This window comes from Alloalcanivorax gelatiniphagus (assembly GCF_005938655.1).
Classification (GTDB): domain Bacteria; phylum Pseudomonadota; class Gammaproteobacteria; order Pseudomonadales; family Alcanivoracaceae; genus Alloalcanivorax; species Alloalcanivorax gelatiniphagus.
Genome location: NZ_VCQT01000044.1, coordinates 49,670 through 68,184 on the forward strand (window position 1 = coordinate 49,670; position 18,515 = coordinate 68,184).

The following is an 18,515-nucleotide window of genomic DNA, read 5'->3' on the forward strand; positions in this document are numbered from 1 at the left end:
CCAAAGGAAAACCGGGAATAATAGAGGTGGCGAATCGCGCCCATAGAAGGCATCCATACCTTCGCCGCCAAACAAGCCAAGCGCTTGAATAATATTGTAAAAATCCAGCCACCAGGAAAACTTGCGCGAACATTTCAAGGGTTCGGCGCTTGCGTCCGTGAGCGGAGCGTCAAAGAATGGTCGTCAATGCCGGCCATGCTGACAGCTTCATACCGTCTTCACCTTTTGCCCAGGAGATGCCGTATGCTCGACTCACGCAGCCAGGAAGACGCGCACCGTACCGGGTCGCGCGCCATCGACGACCTGATCGCCACGGTGCTTTCCAATGCCGATGTGCAGATCAACGGCCGGCGACCCTGGGATCTTCAGATCCATCATCCCGAAACTCTTTCACGCATTGCCGCGCAGCGCTCCCTGGGGCTGGGCGAATCCTATATGGACGGCTGGTGGGACTGCCAGGCCCTGGACGAGTTCATCTTCCGTATCCTGCGCGCCGGCGGCGACGACCTGGGCAAAAGCCGATGGATGCTGGCCCTGCAACTGCTCGGCCATACCCTGCGCAATCGACAGAGCCGGCGCCGCGCCGGGCAGGTGGCGGAACAGCATTACGATCTGGGCAACGAGCTGTTCGCCAGAATGCTGGACCCGACCATGGCCTACAGCTGCGGCTACTGGAAAGACGCGGAGACCCTGCACCAGGCCCAGGAGGCCAAGCTGGATCTGATCTGCCGCAAGCTGGAACTGGAACCGGGCATGACCCTGCTGGACATCGGCTGCGGCTGGGGCAGCCTGCTGGAATTCGCCGCCCGGCATTACGGCGTGCGCGCCCAGGGGGTCACCGTGTCCTCGGAGCAGGCCCGGTTTGCCCGGCAACGGTGCCGGGATCTGCCGGTGGAAGTGCTGCTCAAGGATTACCGGGCGGTGAGCGGGCAATTCGACCGGGTGGTGTCGGTGGGCATGTTCGAGCACGTGGGCCGGCGCAATTACCGCACCTTCATGGAAACCAGCCGGCGCCTGCTCAAGGACCGGGGGCTGATGCTGCTGCACACCATTGGCAACAATGAGAGCAGCAACGGCCACGACGCCTGGATCAACAAGTACATCTTCCCCAATGGCGAGCTGCCCTCCATCAAGCAGATCGCCCGCCATGCGGAGCACCGCTTCGTGGTCGAGGACCTGCACAATTTCGGACCCGACTACGCGCGCACCCTGCAGGCCTGGGACGCCAACTTCCAGGCCCACTGGAGCGAGCTGCGCGACCAGTACGACGAGCGCTTTTACCGCATGTGGCATTACTACCTGAACCTGTGCGCCGGCACCTTCCGGGCGCGCAGCACCCAGCTTTGGCAGTGGGTGTTCTCCAAACCCGGATATCGCATACACACCTACCACGCGCCGCGCTGATGGCGGCGCCTTCCCGCCTTCCATGACAACGCCGTCACGGGCGCACGTCTTTGCACAAGCTTTTACATGCCGGCTCTCGCGCGCCGCTCCGGAATCGCTAATGCTGTAACCCGGTTGGCGGCGCGCTCGGGTAGCGACGCCGCCAGGAAAGGACCCGACCGCGGGCCAGGAAGGCTACCAACAACAACGTTACACAGAATCAGGCAAGAAAAGCCCAGCTTTGACCTACCGCCGCGCGCGGCCACGCCCTTAGGGTAGCGCCGTATAGCGGTGATCGCCGGATCCGGCGGTCGGGATTCGGCAACGTGATTTCTGTGGAACGGACAACGATGGACACTGACTCCGCCAACGCCGCCACACCACGGCGTGCTCCTCACAAGTACGGCCTGGGATTGACCGCCGCCCTGTTGTTCAGCGCCGGCGGCGCCCTGGCGCAAACCGCGCCGGCACTGCCCGGTGATTCCGCCACCTGGTCCGCCGACGGCGTGCAGCTGGCGCAGCTGGACCGCGACGAACGCACCCCGCGCCGGCCCCGGCGGACACCGCGCCAGGAGCCGGAGCGGGAGAGCTGGTCCTTCGCGTTCGACAACGACGCCCTGGTGCCCACCGGCCGCGACCAGGACTACACCTACGGGCTCAGTTTCTCCTACACCGGCCGCGAGGCCCGTGACGCCTGGTATTCCATGAATCCGCTGCTGACCGGTCTGGACCGCCTGTTCGGGGTGGACGGTCGGGCACCGGAGAACATCGACGGCCACAGCATCGAGTTCGGCCTGTTCGGCTTCACGCCGGAGGCCAAGGAAGAGTCCGCGCCGCTTTACAACGACCGGCCCTACGCCAGCCTGATCTACCTGTCCCAGTCACGCACCCAGGTCGACCGGCAAAACAACGTGGCCTGGTACAGCAGCCTGACGGTGGGCGCCCTGGGGCTGGCCATTGTCGGCAACGGTCAGAACGCGGTGCACAAGGTGATCGGCAGCGAGCGGGCGGAAGGCTGGGATCACCAGGTCAGCGACGGCGGCGAACCCACCGCCCGCTACACGGTGGCGCGCCAGAAGTATTTCGAGGTAAGCGACAACCTGGAGCTGAAAAGCACCCTGCAGGCCTCCGCCGGCTATATCACCGAGGCGCGCTGGAGCCTGAGCTTTCGCGGCGGGCGCATCGCCGATCCCTGGTGGCGGTTCAATCCGGAACTGACCAGCTACGGCGACGGCGCCGCCCGTGACAACGGCGGCGCGGCCCCCACCGAGAGCTATCTGTGGGGCGGCGCCGCCGTGGTGGCGCGGGGCTACAACGCCTTTCTGCAGGGGCAGTTCCGCGACAGCGAAGTCACCTACGACTCCGATGAACTGAATCATATGATTCTGGAAGCCTGGCTCGGCTATACCCACGCCTTCGATAACGGCTGGCGGCTCAGCTATGTGCTGCGCGGCCACACCTCCGAGGTGCGCGACGGCATCGCCGACCGCAACGTGCTGTGGGGCGGCGTGATCGTGGCGAAGACGTTTTAGCTCGGAACCTGCCCCGCGATGTGCTCGCCCACCAGGGCCGGCAGGGCGTCGGCGCTGCCGAAATAGTCGAGCAGCTGGATGCTCAGGTGCGGGTGGCGCTGGCGGGCTTCGCGCACCTGCTCGGGAATGTCCACGGCGACGTGTTTGCCCTGGTTGAAGAACAGCGGGTAGACGTACACCGTCTCCACCGGCTGATGCTCCAGCTGCTGCAGCGCTTCCTGCAGCGAAGGCCGGGCCAGTTCCAGAAAACAGGGCAGCACCGCCACATAGTCCCGGGACGCCTGGGCCACGGTTTCCACCAACGCCTCGAATTCCCGGTTGGCGGCCTCGGCGCGGCTGCCATGGGCCATGATCAACAAAGCTTTCTTCACGAATACCTCCAATAGTGCGGCTAACGCCACAGGGCGTGGGCCGCTTCGATCACCAGCCCGTGGCGGCGGGCCAGGGCCGGCCGGTCGTCGTCATAACCACCGCCGATCACGGTGGCCACCGGCACGTCACGGTCGCGGCAAAGCGTCAGCACCCGGCGCTCCCGCTCCGCCAGGCCGGCAAGGCTCACGGACAGACGCCCGAGGGGATCGCCGGCGTACACATCGACGCCGGCATCGTACAGCACCAGATCGGGGCGTACCCGTTCCAGCAGATCGCTGAGCGTGCCGGTCACCGTCTCCAGGTAGTCGTCGTCGCCGAGTCCCACCGGCAGGCCCACATCCAGGTCACTGTGCATTTTGCGGGTGGGGAAATTTTTCTCGCAATGGATCGAGCAGGTAAAGGCGCGCGGTTCATCGGCCAGCATGGCCGCGGTGCCATCGCCCTGATGCACATCGCAGTCAAAGATCAGCAGCCGCCGCACCCGGCCGCTCTCCAGCAGCACCCGGGCGGTGACCGCCAGATCATTGAGCACGCAGAAACCGGAGCCGAAGTCGTAATGGGCGTGGTGGGTGCCGCCGGCCAGGTGGCAGGCGATGCCATGGGCCAGCGCCAGCCGGGCGGTGACCAGGGTGCCCATGGGCGCAATGCAGGTACGCCGCGCCAGCGCCTCGCTCCAGGGCAGCCCCAGCCGTTTGGCTTCCTTCTGTTCCAGGCGGTTGTGCAGAAACCGGTCCAGATAGTGCGGGCAGTGGGCCCGGGCCAGCAGAGCCGGTCGCGCCCGGCCCGGCCGGTGCAGGTTGGCGGGCGTGGCGATGCCGGCGCCGGTCAGATGCTCATGCAGCAGTCGGAACTTTTCCATCGGGAACCGGTGGCGCCCGGGGAACGGAAAACTGTAGGACGGATGGTAAACCAGCGGTATCGACATGGCGGCAGTATAACGGAGCCGGCCGGGTCAGGGCGTGTCCACCGCCGCCAGGCCCTGGCCCAGCACCCGGTACAGGGTGACCCGCGCCACCAGGGCGTTGTAACGCAACTCCAGCACATTCTCCCGGGCGCCGTTAAGACTGCTTTGCGCGTCCAGCACCGAGGTCAGTTCGATGTCGCCCTCACGATAGCGGACCTCGGCGATGGAAAAGGCGCGCCGGGCCTGGGCCAGGGCCTCCCGGCGGTGCTCGCCCTGCCGGTCCAGGGCATTGATGTTGCCCAGGCTCTGGTCCACCTCGGACAGCGCGGTGAGCAGCACGCCCTGGTAGTTGGCCACCTGCTCCGCCCAGGCGGCCCGGGCCACGGTGTTCTCACCCCGGGTGCGGCCACCGTCGAACAGCAACTGGTTCAGCGACGCGGCCAGGCTGTAGGCGGCGTTGCCGGCGAACAGATCGCCCAGGGAGGCGCTGGCGTAGCCGCTGCTACCGGTGAGGCTCAGCGACGGCCACCAGGCACTCCTCGCCACCGCCACGCCGTGGTCGGCGGCCATCACCCCGGCCAGGGCGGCGCCCACGTCCGGGCGTTGCGCCAGCACCCGCGCCGGCAGGTCCGGCTGCACGGCGGGCAGGTTCAGGGCCGCCAACCCGCCGCCGGCCAGCGCGAAGCCCTGGGGCGACTCGCCCACCAGCACCGCCAGGGCGTAGCGGGTCTCCCGGGCCTGCTGGCGCAGCGCCGGCAGGGCCGCCCGCTGATTGGCCACCAGGGTGCGTTGCTGGGCCAGGTCCAGGGGGGAGACGGCGCCGTAGCGCACCTTGGCCTCCACCACTTCCAAAACCCGCTCGGACAAGGCCAGGCTGTCCTCCGCCAGGGCCAGCCGGTCCTCCAGGTAACGCCATTGCAGCCAGGTGCTGGCGACGCTGGCCAGGACCGTGAGCCGCACCGTGTCCCGGTCAAAACGGCTGGCCTCCAGGTTGGCCTCGGCGATGGCCCGGGTGTTGCGCAGGCGCCCCCACAGGTCCAGCTCGTAGCTGGCATTGGCGTTGAGCTGGTAGCGGTCGGCGCCGTCACCGCCGCCGAAGATACCGGAGGTGGAGGCGCCGCCGCCCAACGACAGGCTGGGGAACAGGGACGCGCCGGCCTGCTGCAGCCGGCCTTCCGCCTGCAACACCCGGGCGGCGGCGGCGCGCAGATCGGTGTTGTCGGCGAGCGCGCGGTCCACCAACCGGTTCAGTTCATCGTTGCCGAAATCCCGCCACCAGGCCGGGTTCGCCACCGCCGCCCGGCTATCGGCGATTTGATTCTCCCACCGGGCCGGCGCCACCGGCTCCGGCGTTTCCAATCCGGAGCGCATGGCGCACCCGGACGCCAGCAGGAAGAACGCCACCATGACCAGCGCCCGCTTGCCGCTTGCGGCTTGAAACTTGAGGCCGGGTTTATTCATTGCTGAGCGCCTCCACCGGATTCAGTCGCGCCGCTTTCAGGGCCGGCGCGAACCCGAACACCAGGCCGATCACCGCGGCGCACAGGAAGGCGGCCGCGGCCACCGTGGCGGAAAACAGAATCGGCAGACCGAACACCTTCAGCAGCAGGCCCACCGCCACGCCGCCGAGCACGCCGATGATGCCGCCGAGGGCGGAGACCACCACCGCCTCGGTGAGGAACTGCTGGAGAATATTGCGCTGGCGGGCACCGGTGGCCATGCGGATGCCGATTTCGTGGATACGTTCGGTGACGCTCACCAGCATGATGTTCATCACGCCGATGCCGCCCACCAACAGCGAAATCGCCGCGATCGAGCCGAGCAGCATGGTGAGGGTGTTCTGGGTGTCGGAAATCATGTCCAGCAGGGACGCCATGTTGAACACCCGCACGTCCTTGGTGCCGTGGCGCTCCACCAGCAGGTCCACCGCCGCCTGCTCGGTGGCGTCGATGGCGGCCATGTCTTCCACCGCCAGGGTAATCGAGCGCAGATAATTCTGGCCGAACAGGCGCAGCGTACCGGTGGAGAGCGGCACGAACACCACATCGTCCTGGTCGTCGCCCCAATTGGTGGCGCCCTGCTCGCTCATCACACCGATCACCTGGAACGGAATACTGTTGAGCAACACGAACTGCCCCAACGGGTCGGTGTCCGGGAACAGATTCGCCCGCACGGTTTCGCCGATCACCGCCACAGGCGCGTAGCGGGCTTCGTCGTCGGTGTTGAAAAAGATGCCCGCGGAGCGTTCCCAGTCACGCAGCGTCGGATACGCCGAGGACACCGCCTTCACCGAGGTGCTGACATCGCGGCCCAGGGCGCGGGCGGTGGCCGACCCGGAAATCTCCGGCACCGCCACCCGCACATTGGGCAGGCTTTCCAGTGCTTCCGCGTCGGCCGGCACCAGGGTCGCCACCACGCCGTCAGCGGTGCGCTGCTGGCCCCGGTCCGGGCGGATCACCAGCAGGTTGGTGCCCATGTCGCCGATGCGCGCTACCACATCCTGCTTGGCGCCCTGTCCGATGGCCAGCATCACCACCACGGCGCCCACGCCGATGACGATGCCGAGCAGCGTCAGCAGGGTGCGCAGCCAGTTGGCGCGCAGCGAGCGCAGCGCCATGGTCACCGCCTCGGGGATTTCGCCGGGCTCCGGCAGGCCGGATTCCGCCGGCGGCGCCAGCGCGGTGGGCGTCTCGGCGGTGGCGCGTGCGGGCCGGTGGCGGGTGTCGGCGACAATTTCGCCGTCGTGCAGCTCGATGATGCGGTCGGCGTGGGCGGCCACTTCCCGATCGTGGGTAATCAGAATCACCGTGTGGCCCTGGTCGGCCAGCCCGGTGAGGTGCGCCATCACGGCCTCGCCGCTCTGACTGTCGAGGGCGCCGGTGGGCTCATCGGCGAGAATCACGCGGCCGCCGTTCATCAATGCCCGGGCAATGGACACCCGCTGCTGCTGCCCGCCGGACAACTGATTGGGTCGATGGTCCAGGCGCTCGCCCAGCCCCAGGTCGGTGAGCAGCGCGCGGGCGCGGGCCTTACGCTCGTCGCGATGCATACCCGCGTAGATCGCCGGCAACGCCACGTTTTCCCAGGCACTGGCGGTGCCGATCAGGTGATAGCTCTGGAACACGAACCCGAACATCTCCCGGCGCAGCCAGGCCAGTTCCTGGTGGTCCATGGCGTTGACGTCCTGGCCGGCGAAGCGGTATTCGCCGTCACTCGCCCGGTCCAGACAGCCGAGCAGATGCATCAGGGTGGATTTGCCGGAGCCGGAGCTGCCCATGATCGCCACGCATTCGCCGGCTTCGATGGTCAGCGAAATGCCGTGCAGCACCTCCACATCCTCGTCACCGCCGGGGAAGCGTTTACGAATGTCGCGCAGCTCGATCAGCGGCGCCCGCGGCGTCTGCTCTGCCATCAGAACAGGCCCCGGCGGCGCGGCTCGTCCTCGGTGTGCGCCTGCACCTTGCCGATCACCACGGTGTCGCCTTCGGCGAGCCCGTCGGTGATCTGCACGCGCACCCGGTCAGTGACGCCGGTTTTCACCGGCCGCTTCTCGAGACGGCCCTTGCCGGCGGGCGCCTCCACGTACTGACCGTCGGCGCCGCTCTTCACCGCCGACGCGGGCACGCTAAGCGCTCCCTCGGCGGACTCCACCACGAAAAACACCTGGGCGGTCATCCCCGACATCAAGGCGTTGTCCGGGTTGGCCACATCGAACTCGGCGGTGTAGAGCACCACGTTGTTGACCACTTCCGGGGTCGGCAGCACCTGGCGTAGCGAGCTGTCGTAACGCACGGCGCTGTTGCCCAGGGTGGAGAAGTACACCGGCATGCCGATCTCCAGCCGGTCCACGTCCGCCTCGGAGACCTCCGTGGACACGGTCATGGTGGAGAGATCGGCGACGCGCATCAGAATCGGCGCGGTCTGGTTGGCGTTGAGGGTTTGCCCTTCGCGGGCGTCCAGGGTCACCACGGTGCCGTCGCGGGGGGCGTAGATCTTGGCGTAGCCGAGGGTCGCCTGGTCGCCCTCAAGGCCGGACTGGGTCTGGTCGATCTGTGCCTGCAGCACTTTGATCTGGGCGCGGGTGGTGGCCAGGGTGGCCTTGGCGGTCTGCCAGGCGTCATCACTGGTGGCGTCGGCCTGGCGCAGCCGCTCCTGGCGGTCGAACTGCACCTGCGCCAGTTCCAGCTCGGCGCGCTGCTGCTCCAGTTGCGCGCGCAGGGCGTCCAGTTGCGCCAGGCCCGCCTGCACCTGCGACTCCTGCACCGAGGCATCGATTTCCGCCAGCAGCTGGCCCTTTTCGACTTTATCGCCGAGATCCACGTGCAGCTTTTCCAGCTGGCCGGACACCTGGGCGCCCACGTCCACGTAATCGTAGGGCTCCAGGGTGCCGAGGGCGGTCACCAGATCCTCGATGTCGGCGGGTTGGGCCCGGGCGGTCTGCCACTGCCCGTCCGTGGCGCCGTTACCCGACAGCCACCACCAGGACGCGGCCAGCGCGGCCAGGACCACCAGCGAAACGATTAGCAAACGACGTTTGATCCAGCGTGTCATGACCCTGCCCGAATACTCTGCCCAGAAAAGAATGCGTCGACCTCAAAGGTACCGGTAAAAGATGCAAAGAATATGCGTCAAACCGCCAACCACCGTGCACGCCCGCCGCTCACTCGCGGAACGGCGTTACCAGATGCTTGAGATTTTCCACGCTGAGGATCATCGCCAGGGCCATGAGACGGCCCAGCTCGCCGCGGGGAAAGCCGCGGTCGGCGAACCACAGCAGGTAAGATTCAGGCAGGTCGATCAACGGCCTGCCCTGGTATTTACCGAAAGGCATGGTGCGCTCGCAGACAGCGATCAGGTCTTCGTTTTTAAAACTCATGACGATGCCGTTGGAGCGGAAATGCCGGGCAGACTAACGCGCCGGGCCGCAGCCGTCACCACCGGGGCCCGGCCCGTCACGTTGCCCGGCCCTCTGTTCGGCATTGGCCTGGCGCAGAATGGACACCGCGCTATGGCAGAACAAACCGGCAATCGCCATCGCCACCAGCACGTCCGGCCAGTGGCTGCCGCTGGCCAGCACCAGCAGGCCGGCGACGATCACCGATATATTGGCGAGCACATCATTGCGCGTGCACAGCCAGGCGGAGCGGATATTGGCGTCACCCTGGCGGTAGCGTACCAGCAGCATCAGGCTGGTGAGGTTGGCCACCAGCGCCAAGGCGCCGATGCCGGACATCATCACCCCGGGGGGCGCGGCCCCGGTTATCAGGCTTACCAAGCTGTCCGCCAGCACCAGCAACCCCAGCAGCAGCAGCGAGAAGCCCTTGATACGGGCGGCGCGAAATCGCCAGGTCAGGGATTGCCCCAGCGCCCAAAGGGTGAGGCCGTAGGTAGCGGCGTCACCCAGGAAATCCAGCGCGTCGGCGCGCAGTGCCCGGGATCCTGAAAACAGGCCCACCGCCGCCTCGACGCCGAACATCACCAGGTTGATCGCCAGCACCGCGATCAGCGCGTTTCGGTAGGCGACGGGCGCCTGCTTATCCAGTTCCGGTTCGCAACATGCCATGCCAGTCTCCGTGCGGTTCGGTGGTCAATCGGTTTGGCCGTCGTTCGGCGCGTGCAGCACGCAGAAGTGGGCGTTATCGCCCCGCTCCACCTGCAGGGTGCTGTGGGCAATGCTGAAACGGTGTTGCAGCCCGTCCGCCACCCGGTCCAGGTAGGCGTCGCCGGGGAAGCCGTCCGGCATCACCAGATGGACCGTCAACGCGCTCTCCGTGGTGCTCATGCCCCAGATGTGCAGGTCATGAATGCCGGTGACGCCCGGCTGGTCACGTAACCAGGCGTCCACCTCGGGAAGATCGATGTTCGCGGGCACCGCGTTCAGCACCAGCTTCAGGGATTCGCGCAGCAGGCCCCAAGTGCCGATCACGATGACCACGGTGATCAGCAGACTGGTCACCGGGTCGAGCCAGTTCCAGCCGGTATAGAGTATCGCCAGACCGGCCAGCACCACGCCCACCGACACCGCCGCGTCGGCAACCAGATGCAGGAAGGCACCACGGATATTCAGATCGCCCTTACTACCCTTAACGAACAACCAGGCCGACGCCGCGTTGACCAGCACACCGATGCCGGCCACCACCATGACGGTCACCGACGCCACCTCCGGCGGATCGGCCAGCCGCCGGATGGCGTCCCAGCCAATCGCGCCGCAGGCGATCATCAGAAACATGGCATTGGCCAGCGCCGCCAGAATCGAGCTGCCGCGCAGCCCGAAGGTAAAGCGACTGTCCGGTGCCTTGCGCGCCAGCAGGGCGCCGCCCCAGGCCAGCACCAGACCCAGCACGTCGGACAGATTGTGGCCGGCGTCGGCCATCAACGCCGAGGATTGGGCGATGAACCCGTAGACGAATTCCACCATCGTGAATCCCAGGTTCAGGGTGATGGCAATCACGAAGGCGCGGCCGAAATCCTTCGGCGCGCCGTGCGAGTGACCATGATCATGGTGGTGATGGGTGTGCACTGGGCGACTCCTTCGATCCGTTTCGGCACATTTCAATACCTGTAGCCACTACAGGGTCAAGTCCGATCAGGAAGAGGACTTCGGACTGGTCCTCGACCGGCCCCGGCGACGCACAGGCATGGCCAGTAATTCATCGTCAATATTGGTGGTATGCGTTCTGTCCTCCCTCTGAATTCGCCAAATCTTTACAGTAAATCAATACCAAAACGCTTCATGGTTACCACCAGTACCAGGAAACACACCAGCGTTAACAGCGCACTGCAGGACAGGGCCGGCCAAAAGCCCCAGCGCGCCATCATGACGGGAAACAGCAGAAACATGGGCAGCGTTGGCAGCACGTACCAGAAGGTGTACCACGCGTGGTCCACAATCCTGGCCGAGGGCGCGCCTTCCACATGCAACCAGATCAGCGTTAATACCGTGACCAACGGCAAGGCCGCAACCAAGGCCCCTAACCTTCCGCTGTGGCGGGCGATTTCCGAGACCACGACTACCAGCAAGGCGGTAATCAAATACTTAACGAATAAAGGCATAGCAACTCCTACCCATCTCATACTGACAGGGCGCCGCAAACAGTGGCGCCCTGTTTCGAGTTAAGGTCTAGGTGAAACCGCTTCAACCGTTTTACGGCCAAACCGACTGTACAGTGCCGGCAATACCACCAGGGTAAGCAGAGTAGCGGTGACAATCCCTCCAACCACAACGGTGGCCAGAGGACGCTGCACTTCCGAGCCGATGCCGGTGTTAAAGGCCATCGGCACGAAACCCAACCCCGCCACCAATGCGGTCATCAGCACTGGCCTCAGGCGGCGCAGCGCGCCTTCACGCACCGCGTCCCGTAGCGGCATACCTTGTGCCATCAGATCTTTGATGTGAGAGAGCATCACCACACCGTTGAGCACGGCGATGCCGGACAGGGCAATGAATCCCACCCCGGCGGAGATCGACAGGGAGATGTCGCGTGCCCACAGGGCCAGCACGCCCCCGGTTAGCGATAGGGGGATGGCGGTAAAAATAATCAGCGCATCGCGGGCACTGCCGAACGCCCCATACAACAACGCGAAGATTAGCAATAGCGAGAGCGGCACCACGATGGCCAAACGCCGGGAGGCGGACTGCAACTGCTCAAAGGTACCGCCGTAGTCCACCCAGTAACCGGTGGGCAGATCGATCTCCTCGCGAACCGCCGTCCGCACATCCTCGACAAATGAGCCCAGGTCCCGGCCCCGCACGTTGGCGGAGACAATGGCGTTACGCTTGCCGTTCTCCCGATCGATTTGGTTCGGCCCCGGCGTCAACGCCACCTCCGCTACTTCCTCCAGCGGCACATAGCCGGGGTCGTGGCCACCGGGCACCGCTATCGGAAGCCGCTTCAAGGTGTCCAGATCCGCCACGTTCTCCGCCGGCAAACGCAGACGCAACGGGAAGCGGCTGTCACCCTGGTATACGGTACCCAAGGTCTCGCCGCCCACCGCGACACGCACCGTCCGCTGTACGGTGGAGGCATTCAGACCGTAGCGGCCCAATGCTTCCCGGTCCGGTGTAACAGTGAGCACCGGCAAGCCTGAGAGCGGCTGCAGACGGGCGTCGGCGGCGCCGGGCACCCTGTTGATCACCGATACCGCCTGCTCACCCAGCGCTTCCAGTTGATCCAGATCATCGCCGTAAAAGCGCACCGCCAAATCCGCGCGCACCCCGGCGATCAGCTCATTGAAACGCATCTGAATCGGCTGGGTAAACTCGTACTTGTTGCCCGGCAGCGTTTCCGCCGCCTCGGCCATGGCGGCGACCAAATCCGCCTTGGACCGATCCGGGTCCGGCCATTGGTCGCGGGGCTTCAGAATCACAAAGGTGTCCGCCACATTGGGCGGCATCGGGTCGGTGGCCACCTCGGCGGTGCCTAGCTTGGCGAACACCTTGTCCACCTCGTCGAATTCCAGGAAACGGCGATCCACTTGTTCCTGCATCTCCAGCGCCTGGCTCAGGCTGGTACCGGGAATGCGCAGCGCGTGGACCGCCACATCGCCCTCATCCAGTTGCGGAATGAACTCGGTGCCCAGCCGGGTAGCCAAGACTCCGCTGGTAACAACCAACACTCCCGCCACTAGCAATACCGGCACGGCGGCGCGCAGAGCGACATCCAGAACCGGCTGGTAAAGGCGGCGCGCCACCCGCATCACCGGATTGTCCTGATGGCCCACTCGACCGCGCACGAACAGGGCGACGGCAGCGGGCACAAAGGTCACCGATAGAATCAGCGCCCCGGTGAGCGCCGCCACCACCGTGAAGGCCATGGGGTGGAACATCTTCCCTTCCACGCCGGTTAGGGCAAAGATCGGCAGGTACACCACCATGATGATGAACACCCCAAAAGCGCTGGGCTTGAACACTTCCCGAGTGGCACGGGTGACGGTGTCCAAACGCTCTTTCAAAGTGAGCAAACGCCCATGGTGCTTCTGGGCCGCCGCCAGACCGGTCAGACAGTTCTCCACCACGATCACCGCGCCGTCGACGATCAACCCGAAGTCGATGGCGCCAAGGCTCATCAGATTGCCGCTGACCCGGTTGGCCGCCATTCCGGTGAGCGCGAACAACATGCTCAATGGAATGACCGCGGCGGTGATCAGGGCGGCGCGGAAGTTGCCCAGCAGGGCGAACAACACCACGATCACCAGCAGCGCGCCTTCGAACAGATTCTTTTCCACCGTGGCGATGGTTTTTTCCACCAGGGAGGTGCGGTTATACATGGGTTCGGCCCGCACGCCATCGGGCAGGGACCGGTTAACCTCCTGAAGGCGCTTCGCCACTGATTGAGCCACTTCCCGGCTGTTTTCGCCGATCAGCATGAAGGTGGTACCGAGCACTACTTCCTCACCGTTGCGGGTGGCCGCGCCGGTGCGCTGCTCTTTACCGAAGCGGACTTCCGCCACGTCCGCCACACGTATTACGGTATCACCGCGCCGCGCCACGACGATTTCAGCGATCTCATCCAGGCTGGCCACCTGGCCCGGGGAACGCACCAGCCACTGCTCGCCGTTGCGTTCCAGATAACCGGCACCGAGGTTTAAATTGTTGTCGCGCAAGGCCGCTGACAGATCTCCCAGACTCAGTTCATGGGCGATCAACCTCGACGGGTCCGGCGCCACTTCATACTGGCGCTGGAAGCCGCCAATGGTGTTCACCTCGGTGACGCCATCCACCAGCATTAACTGCGGCCGCACCACCCAGTCCTGCAGGGTACGCAGGTCCTCCGAGTCGTAGGGCTCGCCCTGCTCGTTGCGGGCGTCCGGGTCGGCCTCCACGGTGTACATGAAAATCTCACCCAGCCCGGTGGCAATGGGACCGAGCTCCGGCTCCATGCCTTCGGGCAGTTGCCCGCGCACGCTTTGCAGTTTTTCCGCCACCCGCTGGCGGGCGAAGTACAGGTCGGTGCCCTCCTCGAACACTACCGTGACCTGTGACAAACCGTATCGGGATACCGAGCGCGTGTAGTCGAGATTAGGCAGCCCGGCCATCGCCGTTTCCACCGGATAGGTGATACGTTGTTCCGATTCCAGTGGCGAGTAGCCTGGCGCACTGGTATTAATTTGCACCTGGACATTAGTGATGTCGGGTACCGCGTCGATGGGTAATTGCACGGCGCTACGTATGCCCACCAACACCAGCAACGCGGTCAGCGCCATCACCAACCAGCGCCGGCGGACCACCAAGCCCACGAAAGCATCGATCATGAGATCTCCTTAGTGCTTAAGCACTTAGTGGCCGTGAGTGGCGCCGTCTTTAAGGACGTCGGCCTTGATTAGGAAACTGTTTTCAGTCACGTATTCGGTGCCTGGCTCCAAACCACCGGTGACTTCCACGTAATCCGCGCCACTCATGCCTTGTTTGATCATCCGCACTTCATACTTTTCATCGAAGCGGGCAAACACTACCGGCATGTCGCGGAAACTCTGAATCGCTTCCCGGCGTACCGCCAACGGCACCGTCTTCTTTTCAATCACCACCTGGGCACCAATCAACATGCCAGGGCGCAGATCGGCGGGTGGGTCGTTGACCACTACCCGCGCCCGGGTGACCTGACTGTCCTCGTCAGCTCGGGGGTACAGGTAATCCACTGCGCCCAACACAGTAGCGTCGTCCGCTCGGCGCACAGCCTGCCCTGGGGACACAGCGTCCAGATCACGAGGGAACAGATGCAGCTCCAGCCAAAGGGTGGAGAAATCGCCGATCTCAACAATTGGTTCGCCGCTGGTGGCCGCTCCGGCGTTCAGAAAGCGCTCTGTAATCACGCCATCCGCCGGTGCGGTCACCGTCTGCAGGGTGAGGCTCTCCCGGGCTTCCACCCGCGCCAGCGGCTGGCCTTTTTTTACCCGGTCGCCCACCGACACCAGCACCCGCTCAACCGTGCCCGGATAGCGGGCGGTGACCCGGTATAGTTTGTCTGGATCTGCTTCGACCCGGCCGGTGACCTGGCGCGTGCGCTCCAGGGTTCGCTCACCGGCGATTTCGGTACCGAGACCGGAGGCTTTCGCCAGACGTTCAGGGATAAGGGTGCGGCCTTCATGGTTTTCGAAACGCCACTGGTGCGCCTCACCATCCAGGCTGGCTTCCACGGTGACATCAAAGGAATGCGGTTCGGCCACTGGCTGTTGGCCCAGCAAGTAGTCACGCTCCGGGACAAAGGTAATACGGTCTCGCTGTCCGCCCAGACGGTCCAGCCTGATGGTCAAATCTACTTGATCCGGGTCCAGGGGTTTTCCGTTCCGGTAAGCGTAGACTCGATATTCAGGTGGAACGCCATCTTCAAATATCGTCAGCTCCAGACCGAATTCATTTTTCTCCAGCAGGCGTCCCCCGTGCGGCCCCTCACGCTCCTGGCGTTCAGCATGATCGCCACCACTCGCGCCTGCCGCCCAGGCACCGGTGGTGACAGCAGATAGCAGGCCAGCGTACAACACACTCAGAATAAATCGGTTCATTGGGAATCTCCTTGCGCACGCGCTTCGGCGGCCAGGGAAGTGCCGGTCAGGCGCTCCAGTTCATTGCGTTGCTGATGAAAGCCCTCAGCCAGGTCGGTAACGCGACGCTCCAGGGCCAGACGGGAATGAGCGGCGTCAATCAGGTCAAGGACGCTGTAGCGCCCGCGACGATACCCGGCCTCGACTTCCTCGTAGAGCCGCCGGGCTTCCGGCAGGGATTGCTCCAGAATCGAGCGGACCTCGGTGCGGCGTTGTTGTAGGTCCAGGTACAAGCCCTCCACCAGCGACAACAGCTCGATGCGCGCGGCACTTCTGCGCGCCTCGAGAAGGTCCACTTCCGCCAGCCGACGGGCCTCGTTACCACGATTGGGGTTGCTCAGATTAAGCGGCATGGAGAACCCCAACACCGCGGCTTGATCGCCACTGGATTCATCGTGCCGAGCGCCCACGGAAAAGCGTACGTCACGGCTGCCATTGGCTTGCGCCAACCGGGCCCGGGCCTCAGCGAGACGGGCTAGAGAAGCGAATTCGCGCAACCTCGGTGCCTGATCCAGACGTCCGCGCCATTGCTCCAAACCGGGCAGGTCGGGCAGGGGTAGCAACTCTTCGGCGGCACGCAAACCTTGCTCACCGGTCTCTCCCCACAGGGCAGCAAGCCGTTGGCTGGCGGAACGACGATCCATGCGGGACCGTTCCAGGTCTCGTTCCGCCGCCTGCCGGGACAGCACCAAACGACGCCGTTCGGATGACGGAGCGGCGCCAGCGGCAACGCGCCGCTGGGCGGCCTGTTCGGCGTCACCGGCCAGGCCCAGGGCCTTCTCGGCCAGGGTCACGCGGCGCTCGGCGGCGACAAGCGCCAAGTAGCGCCGGTTCGCTTCGCCAAGCAAGTCAAGACGCGCGAGATCGTAGTCCAGACGACTCACTTCTCCGGCCCGGCGAGCACTCTCCATCCGGGCGTCGCGCTGACCGCCCAACTCGACGGTCTGGCTCAAAGCCAACGTGACTTCCGCACCGTCGGTGCCGGCCCATTGCCCGGAGCCGGCGATATTTTCCACTTCCAGGGAGACTTCGGTACTGGGGCGGATGCCCGCTTGAACAACGGCCGCATCAGCGGCGCGGAAACGATAGGGGTATTCATCCAGACCAGGGTTGCGCTCGAGCACCCGGGACAGGACGGTCGTCAGATTCACGGATTTCAAATCGATGGTGTCGGCGCCGGTGGCCAAGGGCCAGACCAGCACTAGACCGCCGAGCACGACGGCAAGGCCGCCGCACAAAGTACGGTGATGCATTAAACTATGCTCCAAATACGGGAAACGACGGCGCGGGACGCCGGAGGTCATTCAGTACGCTAGAACGACACCGTATTCGGTGGGGGAACGGGAGGTTGGCGCCCAGACAGCACTGCGCCCGGACGCGGATTCGGCGGCCAGGTGTTGCCAAGAGCGAAGTGGGCACCCGCCACGCTGGCGCTTAAAGGCGCGTAGCAAGCGGGGTTGTGACAATCATGATAACCGCCATCGTCGGCGTCCATCGGAAAAGCAGCTGAAACGTTTTTAATATCACCGTCGGCGTGCAACGACAGGCCTGGAGTGTCATGGCTGGCATGGATGGTGGAATCTCCCGCCACCACCAGCCCGTTAACGGCCAGGAACACAACCAGCATTGCTGCGACCCAACGTTTCAACATGCACACCACCTTAATCAGAGCGGAAACAGTACGGCAACGCGCGCATGGCGTCAAAATCACCGTCGGCGCAATAGGGCCACCAGATCAGCGGGTATCGGCATCGGCTTGATCGGGCTGACATCCGCGCTGCCGGTGTTACCGGCGGGCACCCAGATTCGTGACAGCAGTAATGCCGCCACCAGTCGCGGTAACTGACCCCGGACCTCCCGGGCATCCCTGCGTCTCCACCCCACTCGCAGCATCCACCAATGCGCGAGGGTGTGCGGGCCGATAAACCGTTGTCCGATAATGTGCGCTCGCTCAAGATGACGGAACGCCGCTTGCCAGTCGCCTTCCTGATAGGCGAGGCGCGCGAGATCCATTTCATGGCGGAAAGCCCGGCGAAGGCGAGGTTTCATGGACCAGTCCTGCTTTCAGTGAACTCAGGATGTCAATTGAAATACCTGTAGCCACTACAGGGTCAAGCCCGATCATGAATCATCGGCCCCGGTGCGCCGTCCACGCCCAGGTCTCGCGCCACCTCGGCGAGCCGCTTGTCCCGGGTCCACAGACGGGTGGCGTGACTGAGCAGCGTGGCGGCCAGCAGGTGCGCGTCGATGAAACCGATACCCCGCCCCATCAGACCGTGCCGCTCGATCAGGAACAGCACCTCGTCCTGGTCCGCGACCGGCACCGGTGGCAACCCACGCAGCAAATCCAGCACCTCCCGGCGGCGGCTCAGGTTGCCGCAGGCCAGCTCGCCGACCACGAAGGGGTGCATCCGCGCCTGGTTACGCTCCAACAGGCGGGCCAGCTCCCGGTCGCCGGCGCGCAGGTGATCCACCCACACCGACGTGTCCACCAGAATCACGACCGGCGGCGCCCGGGCACCGCCAGATCCGGCTCGGAGCCGCCCAGGCGCGCCAGCCGCAAGGCGCTCTCCCGTTCGATCAATGCCACCAGGGCATCACGGATAATCTGGGTACGTTCCTTAACGCCGGTGAGCCGCTGGGCCTCGGCCAGCAAGTCGTCATCGATATTGATCGTGGTCCGCATCCTGCTGCTCCTCTCCAAGTGTCAGGTTAGCACCAAATATGTCACCAAATGATGCTTATTTCAATGCCCGGGATTGGCGGTTTCGCTGACCTCGCCATTT

General features: G+C 64.8%; 18 protein-coding genes. 2 read left to right on the forward strand and 16 right to left on the reverse strand.

Features of this window, described 5'->3' with window-relative positions; genetic code table 11:
- The first annotated feature begins 243 nt into the window (after positions 1 to 243).
- Entirely contained in the window at positions 244 to 1,404 is a 1,161-nt protein-coding gene (gene cfa / locus FGS76_RS14385; RefSeq protein WP_138773346.1) for a cyclopropane fatty acyl phospholipid synthase, read from the forward strand.
- Positions 1,405 to 1,733: 329 nt separating this feature from the next.
- On the forward strand, positions 1,734 to 2,915 hold the full coding sequence (locus FGS76_RS14390) for a lipid A deacylase LpxR family protein (protein ID WP_138773347.1): 1,182 nt from the start codon (positions 1,734 to 1,736) through the stop codon (positions 2,913 to 2,915).
- Here FGS76_RS14390 and FGS76_RS14395 read toward each other — a convergent pair.
- The 16 genes from FGS76_RS14395 to FGS76_RS14470 form a co-directional block, all read right to left on the reverse strand.
- Positions 2,912 to 3,286, reverse strand: coding sequence for a sirohydrochlorin chelatase (locus tag FGS76_RS14395; protein WP_138773348.1), 375 nt, complete (start codon positions 3,284 to 3,286; stop codon positions 2,912 to 2,914). The two genes, FGS76_RS14390 and FGS76_RS14395, sit on opposite strands and share 4 nt — an antisense overlap.
- A 20-nt stretch (positions 3,287 to 3,306) precedes the next feature.
- Positions 3,307 to 4,146, reverse strand: a complete 840-nt coding sequence (locus tag FGS76_RS14400; protein WP_205717273.1) for a histone deacetylase family protein — start codon at positions 4,144 to 4,146, stop codon at positions 3,307 to 3,309.
- A 93-nt stretch (positions 4,147 to 4,239) separates the two neighbouring features.
- On the reverse strand, positions 4,240 to 5,652 hold the full coding sequence (locus FGS76_RS14405; RefSeq protein WP_138773350.1) for an efflux transporter outer membrane subunit: 1,413 nt from the start codon (positions 5,650 to 5,652) through the stop codon (positions 4,240 to 4,242).
- Positions 5,645 to 7,603, reverse strand: a complete 1,959-nt coding sequence (locus FGS76_RS14410; RefSeq protein WP_138773351.1) for a MacB family efflux pump subunit — start codon at positions 7,601 to 7,603, stop codon at positions 5,645 to 5,647. The genes FGS76_RS14405 and FGS76_RS14410 overlap by 8 nt, the downstream gene beginning before the upstream one ends.
- On the reverse strand, positions 7,603 to 8,742 hold the full coding sequence (locus FGS76_RS14415; protein ID WP_138773352.1) for an efflux RND transporter periplasmic adaptor subunit: 1,140 nt from the start codon (positions 8,740 to 8,742) through the stop codon (positions 7,603 to 7,605). The genes FGS76_RS14410 and FGS76_RS14415 overlap by 1 nt, the downstream gene beginning before the upstream one ends.
- Positions 8,743 to 8,851: 109 nt before the next feature.
- Entirely contained in the window at positions 8,852 to 9,067 is a 216-nt protein-coding gene (locus FGS76_RS14420; protein ID WP_138773353.1) for a DUF3820 family protein, read from the reverse strand.
- Positions 9,068 to 9,100: 33 nt separating this feature from the next.
- The gene (locus FGS76_RS14425; protein ID WP_138773354.1) at positions 9,101 to 9,754 is read right to left on the reverse strand and encodes a cation efflux transmembrane domain-containing protein; all 654 of its coding nucleotides are present in this window, start codon (positions 9,752 to 9,754) and stop codon (positions 9,101 to 9,103) included.
- A 24-nt stretch (positions 9,755 to 9,778) separates the two neighbouring features.
- Complete coding sequence (locus FGS76_RS14430; RefSeq protein ID WP_138773355.1) at positions 9,779 to 10,711, reverse strand: cation diffusion facilitator family transporter; 933 nt, start codon at positions 10,709 to 10,711, stop codon at positions 9,779 to 9,781.
- A 185-nt stretch (positions 10,712 to 10,896) separates the two neighbouring features.
- A complete protein-coding gene (locus FGS76_RS14435; RefSeq protein WP_089034252.1) occupies positions 10,897 to 11,244 on the reverse strand; it encodes a DUF3147 family protein in 348 nt (115 codons plus the stop codon).
- Between the two features lie 60 nt (positions 11,245 to 11,304).
- A complete protein-coding gene (locus FGS76_RS14440; protein ID WP_089034251.1) occupies positions 11,305 to 14,442 on the reverse strand; it encodes an efflux RND transporter permease subunit in 3,138 nt (1,045 codons plus the stop codon).
- 24 nt (positions 14,443 to 14,466) lie between these two features.
- Positions 14,467 to 15,690, reverse strand: coding sequence for an efflux RND transporter periplasmic adaptor subunit (locus FGS76_RS14445; RefSeq protein ID WP_067604954.1), 1,224 nt, complete (start codon positions 15,688 to 15,690; stop codon positions 14,467 to 14,469).
- A complete protein-coding gene (locus FGS76_RS14450) occupies positions 15,687 to 16,982 on the reverse strand; it encodes a TolC family protein (protein ID WP_170214484.1) in 1,296 nt (431 codons plus the stop codon). Before FGS76_RS14450 ends, FGS76_RS14445 begins: the two co-directional genes overlap by 4 nt.
- Positions 16,983 to 17,041: 59 nt before the next feature.
- Positions 17,042 to 17,380 (reverse strand): hypothetical protein, encoded by a 339-nt coding sequence (locus tag FGS76_RS14455; protein ID WP_138773357.1) that lies wholly within the window; start codon positions 17,378 to 17,380, stop codon positions 17,042 to 17,044.
- 56 nt (positions 17,381 to 17,436) lie between these two features.
- On the reverse strand, positions 17,437 to 17,778 hold the full coding sequence (locus FGS76_RS14460) for a DUF3703 domain-containing protein (protein WP_138773358.1): 342 nt from the start codon (positions 17,776 to 17,778) through the stop codon (positions 17,437 to 17,439).
- A gap of 62 nt (positions 17,779 to 17,840) precedes the next feature.
- On the reverse strand, positions 17,841 to 18,230 hold the full coding sequence (locus FGS76_RS14465) for a type II toxin-antitoxin system VapC family toxin (protein ID WP_138773359.1): 390 nt from the start codon (positions 18,228 to 18,230) through the stop codon (positions 17,841 to 17,843).
- A complete protein-coding gene (locus tag FGS76_RS14470; protein ID WP_138773360.1) occupies positions 18,227 to 18,415 on the reverse strand; it encodes a type II toxin-antitoxin system VapB family antitoxin in 189 nt (62 codons plus the stop codon). The genes FGS76_RS14465 and FGS76_RS14470 overlap by 4 nt, the downstream gene beginning before the upstream one ends.
- Between the last annotated feature and the right edge of the window lie 100 nt (positions 18,416 to 18,515).

Excerpts from the sequence above, each read along its gene's own strand:
- FGS76_RS14420 (WP_138773353.1), bottom strand. The coding sequence starts at position 9,067 with ATGAGTTTTAAAAACGAAGACCTGATCGCTGTCTGCGAGCGCACCATG.
- FGS76_RS14435 (WP_089034252.1), bottom strand. The coding sequence starts at position 11,244 with ATGCCTTTATTCGTTAAGTATTTGATTACCGCCTTGCTGGTAGTCGTG.
- FGS76_RS14455 (WP_138773357.1), bottom strand. The coding sequence starts at position 17,380 with ATGTTGAAACGTTGGGTCGCAGCAATGCTGGTTGTGTTCCTGGCCGTT.
- FGS76_RS14445 (WP_067604954.1), bottom strand. The coding sequence starts at position 15,690 with ATGAACCGATTTATTCTGAGTGTGTTGTACGCTGGCCTGCTATCTGCT.
- FGS76_RS14460 (WP_138773358.1), bottom strand. The coding sequence starts at position 17,778 with ATGAAACCTCGCCTTCGCCGGGCTTTCCGCCATGAAATGGATCTCGCG.
- cfa (WP_138773346.1), top strand. The coding sequence starts at position 244 with ATGCTCGACTCACGCAGCCAGGAAGACGCGCACCGTACCGGGTCGCGC.
- FGS76_RS14470 (WP_138773360.1), bottom strand. The coding sequence starts at position 18,415 with ATGCGGACCACGATCAATATCGATGACGACTTGCTGGCCGAGGCCCAG.
- FGS76_RS14390 (WP_138773347.1), top strand. The coding sequence starts at position 1,734 with ATGGACACTGACTCCGCCAACGCCGCCACACCACGGCGTGCTCCTCAC.
- FGS76_RS14415 (WP_138773352.1), bottom strand. The coding sequence starts at position 8,742 with ATGACACGCTGGATCAAACGTCGTTTGCTAATCGTTTCGCTGGTGGTC.
- FGS76_RS14425 (WP_138773354.1), bottom strand. The coding sequence starts at position 9,754 with ATGGCATGTTGCGAACCGGAACTGGATAAGCAGGCGCCCGTCGCCTAC.
- FGS76_RS14400 (WP_205717273.1), bottom strand. The coding sequence starts at position 4,146 with ATGGAAAAGTTCCGACTGCTGCATGAGCATCTGACCGGCGCCGGCATC.
- FGS76_RS14410 (WP_138773351.1), bottom strand. The coding sequence starts at position 7,603 with ATGGCAGAGCAGACGCCGCGGGCGCCGCTGATCGAGCTGCGCGACATT.
- FGS76_RS14440 (WP_089034251.1), bottom strand. The coding sequence starts at position 14,442 with ATGATCGATGCTTTCGTGGGCTTGGTGGTCCGCCGGCGCTGGTTGGTG.
- FGS76_RS14450 (WP_170214484.1), bottom strand. The coding sequence starts at position 16,982 with ATGCATCACCGTACTTTGTGCGGCGGCCTTGCCGTCGTGCTCGGCGGT.
- FGS76_RS14405 (WP_138773350.1), bottom strand. The coding sequence starts at position 5,652 with ATGAATAAACCCGGCCTCAAGTTTCAAGCCGCAAGCGGCAAGCGGGCG.